Consider the following 19,177-nt stretch of genomic DNA (forward strand, 5'->3'; position numbering starts at 1 on the left):
CCTTTTCGCCCGTGGGGGCCCGGGTTGGCCCCGGCGCCCCTTGGGGCCCCGGCCCCCCCCTTCCCGGGGGCCCACCGGGCCCCGGTCCGGGGGTTGGGGGGGGGGGGGGGGGTTGGGGGGGGGGGGGCCCCCCCCCCCCACAACCGGAGTGCTGCCGTCCTCGGCATGGACGCGGTCACCCGGCCGAAGGTCCGCAGCCGTCGTCCAGCCCTTGTCGACTACGTACAGCCGGTGGCCACCGGTCGTGGTGAGCCTGCCACCGCTGTCCAGGTCGATGTCGACCAGGCTCTGGGTGGGGTGGTTGAAGGTCGAGACCACCGGCTGGGCGCTGGTCTCACCGGAAATCGGATTCGTTGCCAGCACACGGTCGCCGACCGCCAACTGCTCGATCGACCGGTGTGTGCCGTCGGCCAGCAGAACCGGCGTGCCCGCCGGGAAGCTGTTGGTCAGACAGCCCATCTGCTTGAACTCGGCGACGAGGGCGTCGGTCTCGAGCGCGGCCTTCAGCTCCGGCGCGAGGTTGGCCGATTCGAGGGCGGCGATGGCTGCTTCGATGTCACGGCTGCCGGCGATCGCGAGCCGGATGTCGCGGACGGCCTGGACGCCGGCGCGGAGTTCTTCGGGGCCGATGAACAGACTCGCGGTCCACGCGCAGCCGGAGACGCTGCCGAAGGCGCAGGCGTGCATGTCGGACAAGATCCCGAACACGAGGTTGGGGATGAAGTTGGCGATGAAGTCGGCGGCGGAGGTGAGCAGGGCTCGGGCGATGTCGGCGCGGGTGACGTCGAGGGTGCGTTCGACCGGGAAGTCGGTGATCTCCTGGCGGTCGATCTGGTCCTCGTGGGTGTGGCCGGCGCAGGCGCTGACCGGGGTGTTGGGCAGCTCGCAGGTGACGGCCCAGTAGAAGACGACGCCGGTGAAGTGGACGCGCATCCGGACGTCGCACGAGCCGTTGGGATCGCTGAGGTCTATGACGCACGGGTTGAGCTGCTCATAGGACTTCCGCGAGAGGCCGTCGAGGTCAACGCGGACATTGGCGCCGTCGATGCCACCGGGGCCGGCCTGGTCGAGCGCGGCGGCGGCGTCCTGGTCGCGTTGTTGTTGTTCGGCGCGTTTGGCGGCGTCTTCGGCTTGTTGGGCGAGGTCGCGGGCGTTGGCGGCGGCGGCTTCGGCGGCGGTGGCGTCCTTGTCGGCCTGGACTGCGGCGGCGTTGGCGGCAGCGGCGTCGGCAGTGGCGGCGTCGGCGGCCTTGCGGGCGGCGACGGCGTCCTTCTCGGCGTCGGTGGCGGCCTGGGCGGCGATGTCGGCGTCGGTACGGGCATCCCGGGCGGCGACGCCGGCCTGGAAGGCGTCGAGCTGGGCCTGCTGGTCGAGGGCCTTGGTGGCGTCGTCGGCCTGTTGGGTGGCCAGGGCGTCGGCCGCGGCGGATGCGGCGGAGGCCTGGGCGGCGGCGACGGATTGGAGGGCGGAGGCGGCGTCCGCGGCGGCGGAGGCGGCGGATTGGGCGGCGGCCTTGGCCGAGGCGTCGGCATGAGCGGCGGCGTCGGCGGCGGCCTGGGCGGCGCGGGCAGCTTCGTCGGAACGGGCCTTGGCCGCGTTTGCTTGCTGCTGAGCCAAAGTGTCGGCGGTCTGGCCGACGAGCACGGCCATGCCGGCGGAGGAATCGGTCAGCTGGAACGGAGTGCCGAGGCGGATCGACTCGTTGGACGCGGTGGTGGTCGCGGCGGCGGAGTCACGAGCGGCGGTGGCGGCCTCGGCGGCGGCAAACGCCTGCCCGGCGGTCTTGGCCGCGTCGATCTGGGACTGGTCGGCCTCGGCACGGGAAGCAGCCGCGTTGACCTTGGCCGCTGCCGAGGCGGCGTCGGCCTTGTCGGCCTGGTCCTTGGCGGCCTGGACGTTGCGGGCGGCCTGGTCGGAAGCCACGATCGCGTCGGCCGCCGCGGCGTGCGCGACGAACATGGCGGCATGGCTGGCGTTGGCGTCGGAGTCGGCGGCCTTCGCGGCGGCCTGGGCCCGCGATGCCGCGCCGTCGGCCTGGGTGGCAGCGGCCCGCGCGGCCTTGGCCGCGTTCTCGGCCTGGTCGGCGTCGGCCTGTGCGCTCGTGGCGGCGGCAGCGGCCTGGTTGGCCGCTGACCGGGCTTGGTCTGCTGCGGCACGGGCGGCCTGTGCGTCATCGGTGCCGTCGGCCGCGGCGGCCCACGCGTCGCATGCGGCGGCACGGGCATTGGCGGCGTCACGCGCATTCGCTGCGGCTACGGCATTGTTGCGAGCCAGCACGGCCCGCGACTCCGCGTTCTCGGCGGCCTGACGTTGCTGCGCCGCAGTGCCGGCAGCGTTCTGGGCGTCGGTCTTCTTGCTGGCCGCCGTCGCCTGCTTGGCCTGGGCGTCGGCTTCGGCCTGCTGCGCCTTGGCGCGCTGGTTTTCCGCCTCGGCCTTGGCCGCGCCGGCCTTGGCCCGCTCGGCTTCGGCGGTCGTGCGCTGGTTGTGCGCGTCGTTCGCGGCGCTCTGGGCGGTTTGCTGCGCGTGCTCGGCGGTCGCCCGGTCGTTGTGGGCCCGCGTCGCGGCAGCAGCGGCCTGTGCTGCCTGGGTTGCGGCGGCAGCGGCGGCAGCGTGTGCCTGGTCTGCGGCCTGCTTTGCCGCGGCCTGCTGGAACGCGGCCTGGGTGGCGTGCGCCTGCGCGGATGCACTGGCCCACAACGCATCCGCGTCGCTGGCCGCCGCCTTGCTGGCGTTGAGCGCGGTCTGCGCCGCCGACGCCGAGGCCTGTGCCGCTGCGGCCGACGCCGCGGTCACCTGGGCGGACTGCTGCGCGTAGGCCAGGCCTCGCCCGTACGGCGTGCCATTGGCGGCGGCGATCGCGCCGGCCTGGGCCTGAGCGGCAATCGCCTTGTCGGACTGCGTCTTCGCGGAGGCCGCCGCCTGCTGAGCCAACGGCACCTGCGCGGCGACACGCTGCTTGGCGGCGGCCAGGTCACTGGCCGCCTGCGCGAGGAGCGCCTGCGAGGGATAGCCCGGAGTGGTCGGCGGCTGCCCCGACCACTTCCGTTGCCAATCGAGCAGCCCGCTCACCACCGCGGCCTGACCGACCGCCTCGATCATCGCGTTCGTGGCAGCCTGGAGATCCTTGGAAGCCTGCAACTCCGCCGCGACCAGGACTGCTCGTTGCTGCGTCTGGGAGGCGTACTCGGCTTCCCATTCCGTGTTCGCGGCGGTGACCACGGCGCCGAGCACCTGGTTCGGGTCCATCGGGTTGGCGCTGTCACAGCTGGAGTAACGGATCTTGAGCGCCTCGACCTCCATGCGGAACTCCGCGGAGCCGGGGGTCGGCGCGGTCTTCGGGAAGCCTGCGAACTGGAGGAACTGGCGGATGTCGTCGGCCCAGCGCAGGCTGATCACGGTCGGGCCGAAGTAGTAGACCGAGGAGTCGGTGGCCTTCTTCTGGTTCATCACCGCGGTCGCGGCATCAACCGCGGCCTGGCTCGCCTTCGGCACCACATTGGCCTGAATGGCCGCATAGGCCATGTTCTGCCGCTCGCTCATGTAGCGGTAGATGTCGTCTTCGAACCAGGGAACCTGACCAGCGCCATACGGCGTGAGCGTTGTCTCCCAGCCCGCGTGCCGTGCGGCCGCGACCTTGTTCTCCGCGGAACTGTCGGCGCCGTCCTGCCGGATCGCGTCACCGATCGAACCGACCAGGAAGTCCATGTTGTTGGCGGCCGTGCGCAGATCCGCATCCGAGCCGCCCAGCGCGGCGTCGGTCGCGGTCTTGAGCTGCGGACCGCCGGCGTGCATGACCAGTCCGACCCGACACCGGTCCGTCCTGGCCTGTGTTCCCAACGGGGAACGCAAGGTCGCCGGCGTGTCGGCCGGCTTCGCCTGTGCTGCGCTGACGATCGCCGTGGCATCCGATGTGGACACCAGACACAGAGCCGCGGTCGCCACGGCCAACGCGGCTAACGACCGTGACACCCCGCTTCTCTTTTTGGGCGCGCGAAAAAGACCACTTCTTGCCACCATGTGCAGCCCCCTTGACAAAATCAGACACTCCGTCTGATCGTGATCAACCTGGGACACTAACCATCAAGGACGCAAAGCGGCAGTGGTTGACCGAGAGTTACGCCATGCGTGCGGTGGTGGGGCCGGCATTCGGTCCAGTGTCAGGAGGCCCGCATCCGGGTGAGGGAAACTCCGGCCAGCGCCTTCACTTCTCGGGACAGGTGGGCCTGGTCGGCGTAGCCGGCGCTGGCGGCGACCTCGGCGGCCGGCATGCCGCCGGTGGCCAGGGCGAGGGCGCGTTCCATCCGCAGCACCCGGGCCAGTGTCTTGGGGCCGTAGCCGAACGCGGCCAGGCTTCGACGCAAAAGCTGGCGCTCGCTGAGGCCAACGTGGTGGGCCACAACGGAAATCGGACGGCCGGAACGTAGGCCGGCGACGACCGCGTTGGTGACGGGGTCGACCTCGATGCGCGGGCGGGCGATCTCGAGCAACGCCTCAATACGGTCTGGCGCCTCGGAAACCCGGGCCGTCAGGCCGTCGACCAGACGCTGGGGCCAGATCTGGTCGAGCCGAACCCGGCTGTCCCGCAACTCGTGAGCCGGCACGCCGAACACCGACGGCCCCGTGCCGGGCATGAACCGCAACCCGGCGTAGAACAGACCGGCCGGGCTGGTGACTTCCTGCGCCACGGTGTCGGGCCCGGCGACCAGCAGGTGACCGCCGGCCCAGATGAGGTCCAGGCAGCCGTCGGGCAGGATCCGGTGCGTCTGCGGCTCGTCGGCCACACGACTCCACGCGATCGCCCCGGCCAGGCCGGTCGCCCGTTCCCGGTACACGAGGCCAGCATGCCACCGGGGTCCGACAGTTTCAGGCCGTGCCGGACGACGGGTACTCCATGGACACTCCGTCGAGGACGACTCCGTTGGGCAGCGGCACACCGGTTCGCTGTAGTTCGCGGAAGCCGAAGGAGCGGTAGAGCGGAACACCGGGCAGGGTGGCCATCAGGACCAGCTTGCGAAAGCCTTCGGCGCGGGCGCTTTCCGCGCAGCGGGTGAGGATGTCACGGCCGAGGCCGCGTCGGGTCCAGTCGCCGCGCACGAACATCGCGCGCACTCGGGCCGGTTCGGTGGCGGGGTCCAAGCGGCGGTCGTCGGAAGGTGTAGAACCGGAGCCGGTGTAGAGCTTGTCGCGCTTGCTCCAGCCGCCGCAGGCGACGATCTGCCCGTCGGCCTCGCAGACGAAGTAGGTCCCGTCCTCGATGAGCACGATGTCGGGCTCGGTGAGATACCGGGCGGCAGCGGCCGTCTCGCGCTCGTTGTGGAAACGGGGAAACACGTCGAGCACCGATCGGCGCATCAACTCGGCGATCTCCGGCACGTCCGCTGCCGTGGCCGGGCGCAGCACTGGCGAACCTTCCATCGGCGCAGTGTGCCAGTGTCAGGTGGCTGCGATCTTGGCGCCGGGGATGGTGAGGACGCCGCCGGACTGGTCGGTGTTGGTCACGGTGACGTTCTCGAAGGTGACCTCGGCCGGGGTGAGCAGCGGCGGGCTGGTGGCGGTGTAGTCGATCGGCAGCTTGATGGGCGGCAGGCCGGGGATGACGGTGACGACGGCGGTGCCCTTGATCTCGGCGGTGAGCATGGTGATGGTGCCGCCGGTGATGGTGGAGGTGCTGCCGGGCGCGGCGGTGGTGACGATCTTGTGGCCGCCGCCGCTGGTAGCGGTCTGGACCATGTCCTTGATCTTCACGGACGAAGCGGTGAACTTGAGGACCTTGATGGTCTTGGTCCCGACGACGGCGTCGACGATGCCCTTGTAGCTCAGGCCGCTCATGGCGATCGACGGCGAGGTGAGGGTCCACACCCGCGTCCCCGCCGGCAGGGCGGGCGGGGACGGGGTGGCGGAGGTGGTGCTGGTCGTCGCCGTGGTGGTGCTGGAGGCCGTCGCGCTGCTCGACGACGACGGCGACGTCGTCGAGGTGGGCGCGACAGTGGTGGTGGCCGTGGCCGGAGGCTCCGACGAAGACGTGGTGACGGTGGTAGAGGTTGGAGCGGGGTCGGCCAGGGCGACAGTGGGGTCGGAGACGTTGTGCACGGCCAGCCCGGCCAGCAGCACCAGCGCGACGGCGGCGGGCGGCACGGCCTTGGCGACCTTGCGCTTGCGGGCCTTAGGAGTCCACGCCATGGCGAGCCCGGTGCCGATCAGGCCGAGCAGGGTGCCCAGTAGGAAGCCGCCGAAGTTGGTGGTGATGATCGCGGCCAGCGACATGATCATCGCCGCGACGGCGGCAGGGATCCGGAACTGCGGGCGGATCCACATCGTCAGCGCGCACACCACCATCAGGGTGCCGATGAGCGCGCCGGACAGGCCGCCGAGGGTTTGCATGGACATCGCCATCGCGCCGAGCTTCAGACCGGCGAAGGGCGGGAAGATGACCACCAGCCCGGACAGGAGCAGGAACAGCCCCGCCCAGAACGGACGGCTGCGCCGCCATCGGCGGAACGCGCGCCACGCCCTGCCGATCACGGAACCGGCCACGTGCGAACTCCCTTCAAAGCACGGCTGCGGCAGCGCCCGGGGGATAGCGCTGCCGCAGCCGCGGGTGATCGACCTACTGGATGCACTGATGGTTGCCGGACACGATGCGCAGGCTCATCCCCTTGAAGGAGATGGTTCCGGCCGAGGTGCCCCAGGCGACCTGCTTCAGGTTGTTGATCGTGACGTCGGAGGCCTGCATGCCGAAGTCGTTGTCCCGGCCGACCACGCCAGCCGGACCGCCGGCGACCTGGCTGGCGTCCACACCGATCTCCGGCGCCTTGAGCGTGAAGTCGCCGTCCACCTGCGCGACCTGGACGACCATGTCCTCGGCGTGCATGCCCGTCGAGCCGGCGGCGGTGATGCGCAGCGTCAGGTCGCCGATGAACGGGTTGTCCGGCAGGAACACCGACTGACAGAAGTTGTCCAGGTCGGCGGTCTTGAAGGCGTTGATGGCGACCGGGTGTGGCGCCACGTCGGGGTTGGCGGCGATACCGGGGAACTGGACGAATCCGGTGCCCCGCAACTGGTCCGCGGTCACCTCGAAGCTGGTGCCGGACACCGCGAACGAGGCGGCGAACGCGCCCGAGCCCACGCCGACCAGCAGACCGCCGGCCAGCACGCCGCCCACCGCGAACGTGCCGGCGAAGCGCAGCCAGCGGGTGCGGCCGCGGACCGGCTCGACCTCGGGTTCGACCTCGTCGCCGAACTCGACGTCGTCGGCTTCGAGCATGGCTTTCTCCTTCCGACCGGCAAAGTAACCCGTCAGTAACTTGGTGACGAGATTCACCCCGTGTCGTTGGCCGCACAAGCGATCGGTGCCCGCCGAGCCAGAATTCACCCCCGAGAGTGAGATATTTTCACGTTCCGATCACGACTGAAACGCGTCGCCAACCGCCGGACACGCGGACCGCTACGCCAGTAGGGTGCTTGCGGCGTAGCAAAAGGCGGCAAGGGGAAACACGGGAATGAGCACGGCGGGACGACGGCTCGGGTCGACGGTTTTCGCATTGGCGGCCGCGATCGCGCTGCTGAGCAACTGCTCGGCGAAGGTGGCCGGCACGGCCTCCCCGCTGGGGCAGCTGGATCCCGGCTCGGCCGGCGGAATGCCGGTCACCACGGGCGCGTCGGGACCGCGCCCGGGCGTGCCGGACGCGCGGCTGCCGGTGGCCAACACCGACAACGGGGAGATGGACCGGTTGGCGGTCAACACGATCGCCGACGTGGACGACTACTGGGCCGACCAGCTGCCCACGGTGTTCGGGCGGAAGTTCGTGCCGGTCGCCAAGCTCACCTCGTACGACTCCGACGGCGCCAACCTCAAGGTCTGCGCCGGCCACGAGAACACGGCGGGCTTCATCAACGCCTTCTACTGCGACGTGGACAACAGCGTGTCCTGGGATCGCGGGGAACTGCTGCCGACGCTGGTGCAGAACTTCGGCCCGCTCGCGGTGACCATGGTGCTGGCGCACGAGATGGGCCACGCGATCCAGACCCAGCTGGGCCCGTTGTCCGGCGTGAACAATGCGACGCCCAGCATTGTCCTCGAGCAACAAGCGGATTGTTACGCCGGCTCCTTCATGCGCTCGGTGGCGGAGGGAAAGGCGAAGCATTTCCAGATGTCCACCGGCGACGGCCTGAACAAGGTGCTGGCCACCACGTTCTTCGTGCGGGACCAGCCCGGCCACTCCTTCACCGGCCAGGGGGCCCACGGCAACGCCTTCGACCGGGTCTTCGCCTTCCAGACCGGCTTCACCGACGGCCCCCAGCGCTGCGCCCGGATCGACGTCAACGAGATCAACAGCCGGATCACCGAGACCGCCTTCCGCAACGGCGAGGACGCCGGCCAGAACGGCAACGTGGCGATCACCGTGGCCAACCTCCAGACCGTGGCCAAGGCCCTCAACGACGTCTTCAGGCCGACCACGCCGCCGAAGCTGGTCACCGCGCTGGCCAAGTGCGCGGACGCGAAGACCACCTCGCCGACCGCCTACTGCCCGGCCACCGACACCGTCTCGATGGACGTGGCCAAGCTGAAGGAGATCGGCACGCCGACCAGGAAGGGCGGCGGCATCGGCGACTTCGCCGCCTTCGGCGAGGTGGCCAGCCGCTACGTGCTGTCGGTGCAGAAGGCGGCCGGCCTGCCGCTGGACGACGCCGACACCGGCCTGCGCACGGCCTGCCTGGTCGGCCACTGGGGCGCGGCGATGACAACGCAGACCGACCATCTCTCGCTCAGCGCCGGCGACCTGGACGAGGCGGTGGCCGAGCTGCTGACCTCGACCAGCCTGATCGCCGCCGACGTCGACGGGAAACCGGCCGCCTCGGGCTTCGCCCGGGTGGAGGCGTTCCGGATCGGCTTCCTCCAGGGCGCCTCCACCTGCACGGAGCAGTTCGGGAACTGATCAGGCCGAGGCGTTCCAGTCCCACTCGCGGGCCAGCCGGATCAGCTCGGAGCGCCGCCGGCTGCCCAGCTTCTCCCGGATGTTCTCCAGGTGCCGGTTGACGGTGCGGACGGCGACGCCGAGCTCCTCGGCGATCTCCCGGTTGTCGTAGCCGCGGGCCAGGCAGCCCAGCACCTCGCGCTCCCGGCCGGTCAGCGAGGACCGGTGCTGGAACTCGCCGACCAGCCGGGCGGCCAGCTCCGGCGGCAGCACCGGGCCCTCGAGCACGGCCAGCACGGCGTTGGCGAGCTCGGCGGTGGTGGCCGATTTGCTCACGTAGCCGTGCGCGCCGGCCTTGAGCGCGGCCAGCACCTCGCCGGGCGAGGCCTGCGACAGCACGAGCACTCTGGTCTGGGGTCGGACCCGGGCCAGATGCTCGATCAGGTCCATGCCCTGATCGTCGCCTAGTCGCAGGTCCACCAGCACCACGTGGACGAGTTCCACGTCGAGCACGCGGCAGGCCATGGCCTGGTTGTCGGCCTCGCCGACGACGGTCACGCCGGGGTGCTTGTCCAGGCTGGCCCGGATGCCCGCCCTGGTGACGGGGTGGTCCTCGACCACGAGGACCCGAACGGTCGATGCCGGCGCTGTCATGGCCCACTCCTCAGTTCCAGCCGCACCTCGGTCCCCCGACCGGGGCGGCTCCGGATGGTGACGCTGCCGCCCAGCCGTTCCAGCCGGGCGCGGACGCTGACCGCGAGCCCGAGCCGGCCGGAGGCGGCCAGTTCGGTCTCGTCGTAGTCGAAGCCGACGCCGTCGTCCCGCACGTCGACCGTGATGACGGCGCCGTCGTCCAGCACCGAGATCCAGACGTGCTCGGCCGCCGCGTGCTTGACCACGTTGCCGAGCAGTTCGTTGACCGCGGCCGCGACCTCGGTCGCGACGTCGGCGGGCACCGAGATGTGGCCGCTGTCGACCAGCCGGATCGGCCACTGGTGGTAGCCATCGACCACCTCGGCGACCGCCTCGACCAGGGACGCCGCGCCAGCCGGGGTGGTGTCCTGCTCGGCCAGCACCAGCCGGCGCAGGCTGGCCTCCTGGCGGCCCACGTCGGCCATCAGGGCGCGCAGCTCGGCCCGGGTGACGTCGCCGCGGTCGGCCAGGTCGCCGCCGAGCTTGCGGATCTGGCCCAGCCGCTGGAGCACGTCGTCGTGGATGTGGGCGGCGATCCGCTCCCGCTCGCGCAGGCCGGCCACCACCGCCCGGCCCTCGGCCAGGCGCAGCGAGACCCGTTCGAACTGGCTGGTGGCCAGGCCGACCGCGGCGCCGAGCACCACGTAGGCCAGCGCGCCGCCGACCAGGCTGAGCTGGTCCAGGTAGCCGGCCTCGAACAGGGAGGACCCGTTGAAGTAGTAGCCCACCGGCAGGCACACCGCGACGCCGACGCCGGCGACCACGCCGCCCCACAGGCCGTAGACGGTGGCCCAGGCGGCGACCGCCGCCATCGGATAGGCTCCGGCAAAGGTGGGATGATCGGTCAACAGCTGCCCCTGCGGCCCGACCCAGCCGGAGGCCAGCAGCACCAGGATCGCCAGCAGCAGGTCCACCGCCAGCACGCGGTCGGTGCGGCGCACGGCGGCCACGGTCAGCCACGCGGTCCAGCCCAGCATCACGGCCAGCGTCAGCACGGCGACCGCGACCCGCTGCTCCAGCACCTGTCCGCTGAGCAGCGCGACCACGGCGGTCCACCCCACGGTGAGCCACCGGAAACTGAGAATCAGCAGCATCGGCGCGGGATGGGCCCGCGTCTCGCCACCGTCGGCCATGCGATGACCCCCATCGCCGTTTGCACTACCTACTCTGGAGCATCGAGCCCTACCGTGGATACACGTGAGGACGGGGGAACTTACCCACATAGTCGGCGTCCAGGTTGCCTGGTGGCAACTCGGATTTCGTGGCCGACGGCAGGTGCTGGGCCGGGCAAGGTATGGCGGCACCGGTTTCGGCGACGAAGTCGGTCGCGCCTGGGCGCTCCAGGTGCTGCTCGCGCCCTGGTGGTGGCGGGCCGCCCGCGTCGCCGCGGCCGCCGGCGCCGCCCTGCTGGTGGTGGTCATCGCCGAGACCGGCCTGCTCACCGAGATCCGCGACGCCACCGTGGCCGTGCTGCTCACCGTGCTCACGGCGTTCGGCGCGGCGGCAGTGGTGACCTGGCGGCAGACCCGGTGGGCCCGGGTGATCGCCGGGCCGGCCGGCGAGCACGCCCGGCCGCAGTCGGTGCTGCTGCGCAAGGTCCAGCTGACCGTCGCGGTCCTGCTGGCCGTCGCCACCCTGTCGGTGTTCCTGCAGTCCGCCGCCGTGACCGCGGCCGGCGACGTGAACTGCCGGATCCAGCCCACCGACCCCCGCCTGTACGAGCTGTCCCGCAACAGCGGCACCGGGCCCGCCTACGGCCTCTGCGCCCAGGACTATCCCACCACCGAGAAGGACGGGACCGCCTGGATCCAGGAGATCAACGGCACCTACCTGTACTGGTTCCCGTCGCTCGGCGCGGACATCAGCATGTCGCCGGCCATGCACACCGCGTGGATGCGCTACCGCGACCTGCTCGGCGAGCCCGCGGACACCGACCGGGTGGACGGCGACGCCACGTACATCAACTTCGCCGCCGGCTACATCCTGGAGCACCCCGACCAGCCGCCCACGGTCGAGCCCGGCCGGTACCAGCCGACGGCCCGGCCCGACGCATGCAAGGACGTGAACCGGCCCTGCCTGACCCAGGCGGCCCAGCGGCCCGACGGCGTCATCGAGCTGAGCTGGCGCTACCCGAACCGGGCCGACGCCTTCAACGTCAGCTACTGGGTGGTCGGCCGGCGCGGCACGGCCAGCTACGAGGTCGCGACCCCGCACTTCACCCTGCCCGCCCCTGAGCCGCACGAGACCTACGGCTTCCAGGTGCAGGCCTGCCAGAAGCACCTGCTGGCCCGGTCGACCTGCACGCCGAACTCCAACTCGGTGGCCGTGACCACCGGTTAGAACAGGGCGCTGGCCAGGTTGCGGCGGGCGGCGGCGACCCGGGGGTCGTCGGTGGGGAACAGCTCGAACAGGCCGACCAGGTGCTGGCGCACCCGGTTGCGGTCGTCGCCGAAGGTCCGCCGCACCGTGTCAACCAATCGGGTGAAAGCGGCCTCGACCTGGTTGGCGGCGATCTGCGCGTCGGCGGCGGTCAGCTGGGCGTCGACGTTGTCCGGGTCGCTGTCGGCGACGGCGACCGAGGACGGGTCGGCGGCCTCGGCCCGCGCGGTGAAGCGGACCTGGGCCAGCGCGGCCTTGGCGTCGGCGTTGGCCGGCTCGGCGTCCAGGATCTCCTGGTAGGCGGCCTCGGCGGCGGCGTAGTCGCCACGTTCGAACGCGTCCTCGGCGGCGGTGAACCGCGGGTCCTCGGGCTCCTCGTAGGGCTCGGCGCCCGCGGCGCCCTGCTCGGCGAGGCGGATGCCGGGCAGCTTGTCCCGCAGCGCGTCGAGCAGGGAGTCCAGCCACTTGCGGATCTCCGGCTCGGGCAGCGCGCCGGCGAACGCGTCGATCGGCTGGCCGCCCGCGATGGCCACGATGGTCGGGATGGACTGCACGCCGAACAGCTGCGCGATCCGCGGGTTGGCGTCCACGTCGACGGTGGCCAGCACCCAGGCGCCGCCCGCGGCCTGGGCCAGCCGCTCCAGCACCGGGGACAGCTGCTTGCACGGCCCGCACCACTCGGCCCACAGGTCCACGACCACCGGGACCTGCATGGACCGTTCGACGACGTCGGTCTGGAAACTGGCTTCGGTGACGGCGAAGACGAAGTCGCCGGCGGGCTGCTCGCCGCCGCCGGCGGGGGCCGCGGACGGAGCCGGCTGCCGGCTCGCCGCATCGGCCTTGGCCTTCAGACCGGACAGGTCGACGGCGCCGGACAGCGCCGCGGACAGAGCTGCGCTCTGGCGGGGGTTTGGCCTTGTCACGGTTCCATCCTGGCACGAACCGGCCGACGGTTGCCCACGAGTCCGGCTGACAGGACACTGTCCACACATAGTTACCGGTCGGGACACTGGGGGTGGCCATGGTGGCCGGTGGCGAGGACGTCCCCGCCCGGCTGGAGCGGCTGCCCGCGTCCGGCTGGCACCTGCGGGTTCGCTGGCTGATCGGCGCGGTCACCTTCTTCGAGGGCTTCGACCAGCTGGCCATCGCCTACACGCTGCCGTCGCTGAGCGCCGAGTGGGGCCTGAGCACCGGGCAGCAGGCGCTGGCCATCACCAGCGGCTCGGTCGGCATGCTGCTCGGCGCGCTGGTGTCGGGGGTGCTGGCCGACCGGGTGGGCCGGGTCAACGTCGTGGTGATCTCGCTGGCCGTGACCGCGCTGTCGTGCATGGGGCTGGCCATCTCGCCCGGCTTCGGGTCGCTCGTGGCGCTGCGGTTCGTGCAGGGCCTGGGCATCGGCGGCGAGGTGCCGGCGGCCGCGACCTACATCGGCGAGCTGGCCCAGTCCGAGCGGCGCGGCCGGTTCGTGCTGCTCTACGAGCTGGTCTTCCCGGCCGGGCTGACCGCCGTGGCCGTGGTGGCCGCGTGGGTGGTGCCGGCGCTGGGCTGGCGCTGGGTGTACGGGATCGGGGTGCTGCCCGCTCTGTTGATCGGGCCCATCCTGCGCTGGGTGCCCGAGTCGCCGCGCTGGCTGGCCGCGTCCGGGCGGGGCCAGCGGGCCATCGGCGTGATGGAACGGATCGAACGCGCCGTGCAGCGCTCCACCGGCCGGCCGCTGCCGCCGGTCGTGGCCATCACCCGGGCTCCCTCGGTGCGGCGGCGCTACCTGCGGCGCACCGTGATCGTCGGCTTGCTGTGGCTGCTCAGCTACTTCGCCAACTACGGCGTCGCCACCTGGCTGCCGACGATCTACACCAGCGCCTTCGGCTTACCGGTGTCCACCGCCCTGGCCTACAGCGTCGCCACCTCCGTGGCCGGGCTCATCGGCGCCGTGGCCGTGGCCCTGCTCGTCGACCGCTTCGGCCGCCGCGCCTGCCTGGCCGGCGGCAGCCTGCTGGCCGCCGTCACCTTCGCCGCCCTGGCCGCCCTCGGCGCGAACTCCGCCCTGGAACTGCTGGCCCTGTCCGCCCTCGGGGCCCTGTTCGTGTTCGCCGTCAACCTCGGGCTGTACCTCTACGCCCCCGAGCTCTATCCCACGCCCATGCGCGCCGCCGGGGCCAGTCTCGGCGGTGTGTGGAACCGCTTCGGCGTCATCGCCGGCCCCTTGGTCGTCGGCGCCTTCGCCGCCAGCCTCGGCCTGCCCGCCGCTTTCCTCGTCCTCGGCCTCGCCATGCTGGCCGCCGCCGCAACCGCCTTCCTGGCCGAGGAGACCCGGGGCCGGACCCTGGAGGAGATCTCCCCCTGACCTTGATCACCCGCGCTGAGCAGCCCCCGTTGTCAACGCTACGCGGCGAACCTGGCAGGCCCGCTCAGGCCTCAATCTCAGGCCTCAATCGCGTGGAAGGGGACTTTCCTCCACTCGGAGTGGAGGAAAGTCCCCTTCCACACGTCAGGCGTAGGTGGCGGCGTAGGTGGTGGCGTAGGTGGCGTGGCCTTCCACTACGAGGGCGTCGCGCAGCCGTAGCACCTCGCTGACCTCGCCGTTGTTCTGGTTCCGATAGTTGATCACCATGACGGCCACGCCGACCCGCACGCTCAGCACCTCGAAGCGGAGGTCGGGGATGCGGCGCAGGCCCTCGGCGTAGTAGGCCCGCAGTGCCTCCTTGCCGTGCAGGACACCGGAATCGTCGCCAGTGAACGAGACCACCAGCGGCGAGCTCCACACGACGTCGGGGGCGAAGTGGGCCAGCAGCCGGTCGAGATCGTGGGCGTTCCAGGCTTCGACCCAGTCGCGGGCGAACGCGTCGGCGAAGGCCTTATCCAACGGACTCTCCGGCGATCTCGACGAGGTCCAGGGCCATGGGGTGCGGCTTGATCACACCGACGCCGGCGGCGACGATGCGGCGCAGGAAACCGGTGAGCAGCACGGCCAGCCGCTCGGTGCCGGCGTTGCCGAGCACCTGCCACGGCAGCTCGGCGGCGGCGTCGGTGCGGGTCTCGACGTCGTGTCGGGCCCGAGAGCCGTCGGCGGTGATGCGGTTCTCCTTGTCCAGCAGCCCCCGCTCCCGCAGCCGGCGCTGGGCGGCGGACCAGTCCTCCATGGTCCAGCCCCGCCAGTGCTGCCAGCCTTCCTGCCCGGCGGTGTCCCGGTCGGCGGCGAAGGCGACGAGCGTCTCGACGGGATCGAGCCCGGCGGCCACGAGCGCGGCGACATGCCCATCGCCGCGGGACTCACGCAGGATGGTGGTGGCGTGCCACAGCACCAGGTGCGGCGAGTCGGGCCACGGCAGCGTGACGTTGGCGGCGGCCAGCGGACGGCCGGCGATGGGGGCGGCGAGCGCGGCCCGCTGGGCCAGCTGGGAGGCCTCGATCATGTCGTCGCCGACGACCTCGTTGCCGAGGATGGCCCGCAGCCCGGCGTCCACGCCTTCCAGCCGGGCCGCCAGGAACTGCTCGGGACTGGCGATCGTCCACGTGGTCGGGACGGACCGGGCGACCCGGTCCAGCTTGAAGTTGTAGAAGGTGGCGGCGACCATCTCGGCCGTCGCCGGCCCGAGCGGGGCGGCCCGCAGCCCGAAGTAGCCCATCCAGCCGCCGCGGCAGCCCAGCGCGTCGGTGGCGGCCCTCGCCTCCGGGGCGAAGTAGGTGACGCCGTGGTACGGCTCGTACAGCTTCCACATCCGCCGCGCGCTCATGACAGGAACTTCTCCACCCGTTCGACCTTGGCGTGCAACTGATCGGTGTGGCCGGGCCGGATGTCGGCCTTGAGCACGAGCGACACCCGCGGGGCGTGCGCCTGCACGGCCTGCACGGCCCGCTTGACCACGTCCATCAGCTCGTCCCAGTCATCACCCTCGATGGTGGTGAACATGCTGGTGGTCTCGTTGGGCAGGCCCGATTCCCGGACCACCCGCACGGCGTCGGCGACCGCCTCCGCGACGCTGTCGGACTCGCCGCCAAGCGGCGACACACTGAACGCGACCAGCATCGGCCCTCCCTGTCATGGCTGCCGGTCAGTCAACCCGCAACGCGGCGGTCCGGCAACAAGCCGTGATCACCGCCGCCCGAACTGCTAGCGTCGACAGCCATGGCCAACCAACCGTTGCCGTTCGACCCGATCGCCCGCGCCGCGGGCACCTGGGAGGAGCGGGTCGGCCCGTCCGGGGCGATGGCGGCGGTCACCAGCGTGATGCGCGTGCAGCAGATCCTGCAGTCCACGGTGGACGCGGCGCTGCGGCCGCACGGGCTGACCTTCGCGCGGTTCGAGGCCTTGGTGCTGCTGACGTTCTCGCGGCGCGGCAGCCTGCCGATGCGGGTCATGGGCGAGCGGCTCCAGCTGCACCCGACCAGCGTCACCAACATCGTGGACCGGCTGGAGGCCGACGGCCTGGTCAAGCGGACCCCGCACCCGTCGGACCGGCGGACCACCCTGGTGGAGATCAGCGCCCCCGGGCGCGAGCTGTGCGACGTCGCGACCAAGGCGGTGGCCGAGGTGAACCTGGGCCTGCGCGGGTTGACGGACCGGCAGACCGAGCAGCTGACCGAGCTGCTGGCCAAGGTGCGCAAGGCCGCCGGCGACTTCGGCGACTGAACTTCCCCGGTTTACGGGGCAACCTCACATATCCGCTTGCTGGCAAAGAGTCCAGCCGCGGCGTCGCCCGCGCACCGGGTCGGGCATCGCCAACACAGGAGAGCGCGAGGCCCCGCCGGTGCTTGGCACGGTTGCTGGATTTCGCCCGCCGCCACCTGGGCGAAATCCAGCAAGGGCGAGGCGCCGGCTACCCGGGGGCCGAGCCCCGCGCGGAACGCGCGGCGAAAACTCAGTTGATCGCGACCGCCCGCTCGGCCAGCCGGCCGGTGCGGGTGGCCCAGCGTTCGAACACCACCGAGCCGAACGGCGGAATGCTGGCCACCAGGGCCCAGATCGTGGTGCGGTTGTCCCAGCCCAGCGCCCGCCGGGCCAGCAGCGACAGCACCACGTAGGCGATGAACACCACGCCGTGCACCGAGCCGAAGATGTGCACGCCGAGGGCGTTGCCCATGGCGTACTTGAAGAACATGCCGATCAGCAGGCCGGCCCAGGAGATCGCCTCGGCCACCGCCACGGCGCGGAACCGCCCGGAGGGTGTCTCGAACATAGCCTTCAGTGTGGGGCGTGAGCGGGCTCACGCCCCACGCAGGGTCAGCTGTCCTCCCAGCTGAACACGCGGGAGGCCGCGAAACCGATGACCACCGTGAAGCCGACCAGCACCGCCGCCGGCGTGGCCAGGGCCTCGATTCCCTTGCCCCGCACCAGAACGTCGACCATGCCGTCGTTGAGATGGCGTAACGGCAGCACTTCCGAGACGGTCTGCAACCACTGCGGCGCGTTCTGCAACGGGAAGAACGTGCCGGACAGGAAGGCCATCGGCAGCACGATCACGTTGGTGATGCCGGTCGCCGCCTCCTCGGACTTGGCGATCGCGCCGACCAGCACGCCGATGGAGAAGAACGACAGCGAGCCCAGGATCAGCAGCGGCAGGGCCAGCCACCACTGGCCGGCCAGCTTCAGCCCGAACACCGGCGTCATGGCCACCGCCACGAACAGGATCGCCTGTAGCACCGAGGTTCCGATGGTCACCAGCAGCCGGGACGAGATCACCGTGCCGGTGCCGACCGGGGCCAGCCGGATGCGGCGCAGCACCTGCTTCTTGCGCCAGTTCACCAGGGTCAGGGCCGAGCCGAAGATCGCCGAGGTGGCCAGGCCCCAGGACAGGATGCCCGGCGTGAGGTACTGGATCGCGCTCAGCGACGAGTCCTCCACCTGCTGCGAGTCCAGCGTCACCGTCGGCGGCTTGCCGCTGGCCCGCACGTTGACGGCGTCCACGACCGAGCGGATCACCGCCTGCACGGTGCCGGCCTGCACGCTGTCGCTGGCGGCGTAGCGGAGCTGAACCTCGTTGCCCCGCACCGAGATCGCCGCCGGCACATCGCCGTTGCGGACGGCCTGCACACCCTGGTCGAACGAGTCGACCCGCTGGAACTCCACGATGCCGGTGCCGCTCAGCGCGGTGAGCACCGGGCCGTCGCCGACCACGTCGATCTTCGTCTTGTTGGACGAGCTGCTGCCGAAGATCAGGCCGAAGATGACCAGGAACATCAGCGGCATCAGGAAGGTGAAGAACAGCGCCACCCGTTCGCGGAAGAAGCCCTTGAACATGGCCACCGACAGGCTCTTGAACGCGGTCACGCCCGGTACTCCCTTCCGGTCAGCTCAAGGAAAACGTCCTCCAGCGTCGCGCCGCGGACCTGGAGGCCCTCCAGCGCGCCGCGTTCGGCCAAAGTGGACAGCAGCTTGGCCGGGTTGCGAGTGGACAGCCGCAGCGACACCTCGTCGTCGCTGGCCTCCTCCACCCCGGCCAGGGTCTTGGCCTCCTCCAACGGGATCACGCCCCGTTCGATCATCACGTGGGTCGGCGCGTCCAGGCCCCGCACCAGCGTCGCCGGGGCGTCCATGGCCAGGATCCTGCCCTTGTCCATGATGGCCGTGCGGTCGCAGAGGATCTCGGCCTCGTCCAGATAGTGCGTGGTGTAGACGATCGTCTTGCCGCGTTCCTTGATCGCCCGCAGCACGTCCCACAGATTGCGCCGGGCCTGCGGGTCCAGCGCCGCCGTCGGCTCGTCCAGGAACACGATGTCCGGGTCGTGGGCCAGCGCGCAGGCGATCGACAGCCGCTGCCGCTGGCCGCCGGACAGCTTGTTCTCCCGCGTGTCCGCCTTGTCCGTGAGGCCGACCAGCTCCAGCATCTCCAGCGCCTTGGCCGAGCTCACCCCGTACAGCGAGGCGAAGGTCTCCAGCTGCTCCCGGGCCGTCAGCTTCTCGAAGAACGACGACGCCTGGAGCTGGACCCCGATGCGCGGCAACAGCTTCGTGTTGCGCGGCCACGGGTTCTCCCCGAACAGCCGGACACTGCCCTCGTCCGGCTCGCGCAGCCCCTCGATGATCTCCAGTGTCGTCGTCTTGCCGGCCCCGTTGGGGCCGAGGATCCCGAAGAACTCCCCCTCGCCCACGGTGAACGACACCCCGTCGACCGCCCACAGGTCGCCGTACCGCTTGCGCAGCCCCTCGGCGACGATAGTGCTCCCCTTGCTCATGAGCGGAACGGTAGGTG

Annotated in this window: 18 protein-coding genes; 4 read left to right on the forward strand and 14 right to left on the reverse strand. The window is 71.2% G+C overall.

Annotated elements, in window-relative coordinates; translation table 11 throughout:
- The 5 genes from ACIG5F_RS31360 to ACIG5F_RS31380 all read right to left on the reverse strand — a co-directional run.
- The coding region (locus ACIG5F_RS31360) for a Hint domain-containing protein (RefSeq protein ID WP_396523508.1) at positions 1 to 3,942 on the reverse strand (3,942 nt) is incomplete at its 3' end.
- Positions 3,943 to 4,157: 215 nt separating this feature from the next.
- Positions 4,158 to 4,832, reverse strand: coding sequence for a helix-turn-helix domain-containing protein (locus ACIG5F_RS31365; RefSeq protein ID WP_396523509.1), 675 nt, complete (start codon positions 4,830 to 4,832; stop codon positions 4,158 to 4,160).
- 31 nt (positions 4,833 to 4,863) lie between these two features.
- The gene (locus ACIG5F_RS31370; RefSeq protein ID WP_396523510.1) at positions 4,864 to 5,415 is read right to left on the reverse strand and encodes a GNAT family N-acetyltransferase; all 552 of its coding nucleotides are present in this window, start codon (positions 5,413 to 5,415) and stop codon (positions 4,864 to 4,866) included.
- 18 nt (positions 5,416 to 5,433) lie between these two features.
- Positions 5,434 to 6,534: a DUF6114 domain-containing protein gene (locus ACIG5F_RS31375; protein ID WP_396523511.1), complete on the reverse strand. Its 1,101-nt coding sequence runs from the start codon at positions 6,532 to 6,534 to the stop codon at positions 5,434 to 5,436.
- A 73-nt stretch (positions 6,535 to 6,607) separates the two neighbouring features.
- Positions 6,608 to 7,264, reverse strand: a complete 657-nt coding sequence (locus tag ACIG5F_RS31380; protein ID WP_396523512.1) for a DUF6230 family protein — start codon at positions 7,262 to 7,264, stop codon at positions 6,608 to 6,610.
- Between the two features lie 235 nt (positions 7,265 to 7,499).
- Between ACIG5F_RS31380 and ACIG5F_RS31385 the strand changes: the two genes are divergently transcribed.
- Positions 7,500 to 8,936 (forward strand): neutral zinc metallopeptidase, encoded by a 1,437-nt coding sequence (locus ACIG5F_RS31385; protein ID WP_396523513.1) that lies wholly within the window; start codon positions 7,500 to 7,502, stop codon positions 8,934 to 8,936.
- Here ACIG5F_RS31385 and ACIG5F_RS31390 read toward each other — a convergent pair whose 3' ends face one another.
- Together ACIG5F_RS31390 and ACIG5F_RS31395 are read right to left on the reverse strand one after the other, a co-directional pair.
- Entirely contained in the window at positions 8,937 to 9,569 is a 633-nt protein-coding gene (locus ACIG5F_RS31390) for a response regulator (RefSeq protein WP_396523514.1), read from the reverse strand.
- Positions 9,566 to 10,741: a sensor histidine kinase gene (locus ACIG5F_RS31395; RefSeq protein WP_396523515.1), complete on the reverse strand. Its 1,176-nt coding sequence runs from the start codon at positions 10,739 to 10,741 to the stop codon at positions 9,566 to 9,568. Before ACIG5F_RS31395 ends, ACIG5F_RS31390 begins: the two co-directional genes overlap by 4 nt.
- Positions 10,742 to 10,805: 64 nt before the next feature.
- On the opposite strand from ACIG5F_RS31395, the gene ACIG5F_RS31400 reads away from it, so the two are divergent.
- A complete protein-coding gene (locus ACIG5F_RS31400) occupies positions 10,806 to 11,948 on the forward strand; it encodes a hypothetical protein (protein WP_396523516.1) in 1,143 nt (380 codons plus the stop codon).
- Here ACIG5F_RS31400 and ACIG5F_RS31405 read toward each other — a convergent pair.
- A complete protein-coding gene (locus ACIG5F_RS31405) occupies positions 11,945 to 12,910 on the reverse strand; it encodes a tetratricopeptide repeat protein (protein WP_396523517.1) in 966 nt (321 codons plus the stop codon). The two genes, ACIG5F_RS31400 and ACIG5F_RS31405, sit on opposite strands and share 4 nt — an antisense overlap.
- A gap of 101 nt (positions 12,911 to 13,011) precedes the next feature.
- Here ACIG5F_RS31405 and ACIG5F_RS31410 point away from each other — a divergent pair, with 101 nt between their 5' ends.
- On the forward strand, positions 13,012 to 14,331 hold the full coding sequence (locus ACIG5F_RS31410) for an MFS transporter (protein WP_396523518.1): 1,320 nt from the start codon (positions 13,012 to 13,014) through the stop codon (positions 14,329 to 14,331).
- A gap of 144 nt (positions 14,332 to 14,475) precedes the next feature.
- Here the strand turns inward: ACIG5F_RS31410 and ACIG5F_RS31415 are convergent, their stop codons facing one another.
- Genes ACIG5F_RS31415 through ACIG5F_RS31425 form a run of 3 tightly spaced genes read right to left on the reverse strand, consistent with a single transcriptional unit; the run spans position 14,476 to position 16,014 of the window.
- Complete coding sequence (locus tag ACIG5F_RS31415; protein WP_396523519.1) at positions 14,476 to 14,850, reverse strand: nuclear transport factor 2 family protein; 375 nt, start codon at positions 14,848 to 14,850, stop codon at positions 14,476 to 14,478.
- Positions 14,843 to 15,721, reverse strand: coding sequence for a hypothetical protein (locus ACIG5F_RS31420; RefSeq protein WP_396523520.1), 879 nt, complete (start codon positions 15,719 to 15,721; stop codon positions 14,843 to 14,845). The genes ACIG5F_RS31415 and ACIG5F_RS31420 overlap by 8 nt, the downstream gene beginning before the upstream one ends.
- Entirely contained in the window at positions 15,718 to 16,014 is a 297-nt protein-coding gene (locus tag ACIG5F_RS31425) for an MTH1187 family thiamine-binding protein (RefSeq protein ID WP_396523521.1), read from the reverse strand. Before ACIG5F_RS31425 ends, ACIG5F_RS31420 begins: the two co-directional genes overlap by 4 nt.
- Positions 16,015 to 16,113: 99 nt before the next feature.
- On the opposite strand from ACIG5F_RS31425, the gene ACIG5F_RS31430 reads away from it, so the two are divergent.
- Positions 16,114 to 16,617: a MarR family winged helix-turn-helix transcriptional regulator gene (locus ACIG5F_RS31430; RefSeq protein ID WP_396523522.1), complete on the forward strand. Its 504-nt coding sequence runs from the start codon at positions 16,114 to 16,116 to the stop codon at positions 16,615 to 16,617.
- 229 nt (positions 16,618 to 16,846) lie between these two features.
- Here the strand turns inward: ACIG5F_RS31430 and ACIG5F_RS31435 are convergent, their stop codons facing one another.
- From ACIG5F_RS31435 to ACIG5F_RS31445, 3 genes are read right to left on the reverse strand one after another with little or no spacing between them, the layout of a single operon-like run.
- A complete protein-coding gene (locus tag ACIG5F_RS31435) occupies positions 16,847 to 17,164 on the reverse strand; it encodes a DUF3817 domain-containing protein (RefSeq protein ID WP_396523523.1) in 318 nt (105 codons plus the stop codon).
- 44 nt (positions 17,165 to 17,208) lie between these two features.
- Entirely contained in the window at positions 17,209 to 18,255 is a 1,047-nt protein-coding gene (locus ACIG5F_RS31440) for an ABC transporter permease (protein WP_396523524.1), read from the reverse strand.
- Positions 18,252 to 19,160 carry an ABC transporter ATP-binding protein gene (locus ACIG5F_RS31445; RefSeq protein WP_396523525.1) on the reverse strand — a complete coding sequence of 303 codons (909 nt, stop codon included), beginning with the start codon at positions 19,158 to 19,160 and terminating at the stop codon, positions 18,252 to 18,254. Before ACIG5F_RS31445 ends, ACIG5F_RS31440 begins: the two co-directional genes overlap by 4 nt.
- Between the last annotated feature and the right edge of the window lie 17 nt (positions 19,161 to 19,177).

This window comes from Kutzneria sp. NPDC052558, assembly GCF_044547355.1.
Taxonomy (GTDB): domain Bacteria; phylum Actinomycetota; class Actinomycetes; order Mycobacteriales; family Pseudonocardiaceae; genus Kutzneria.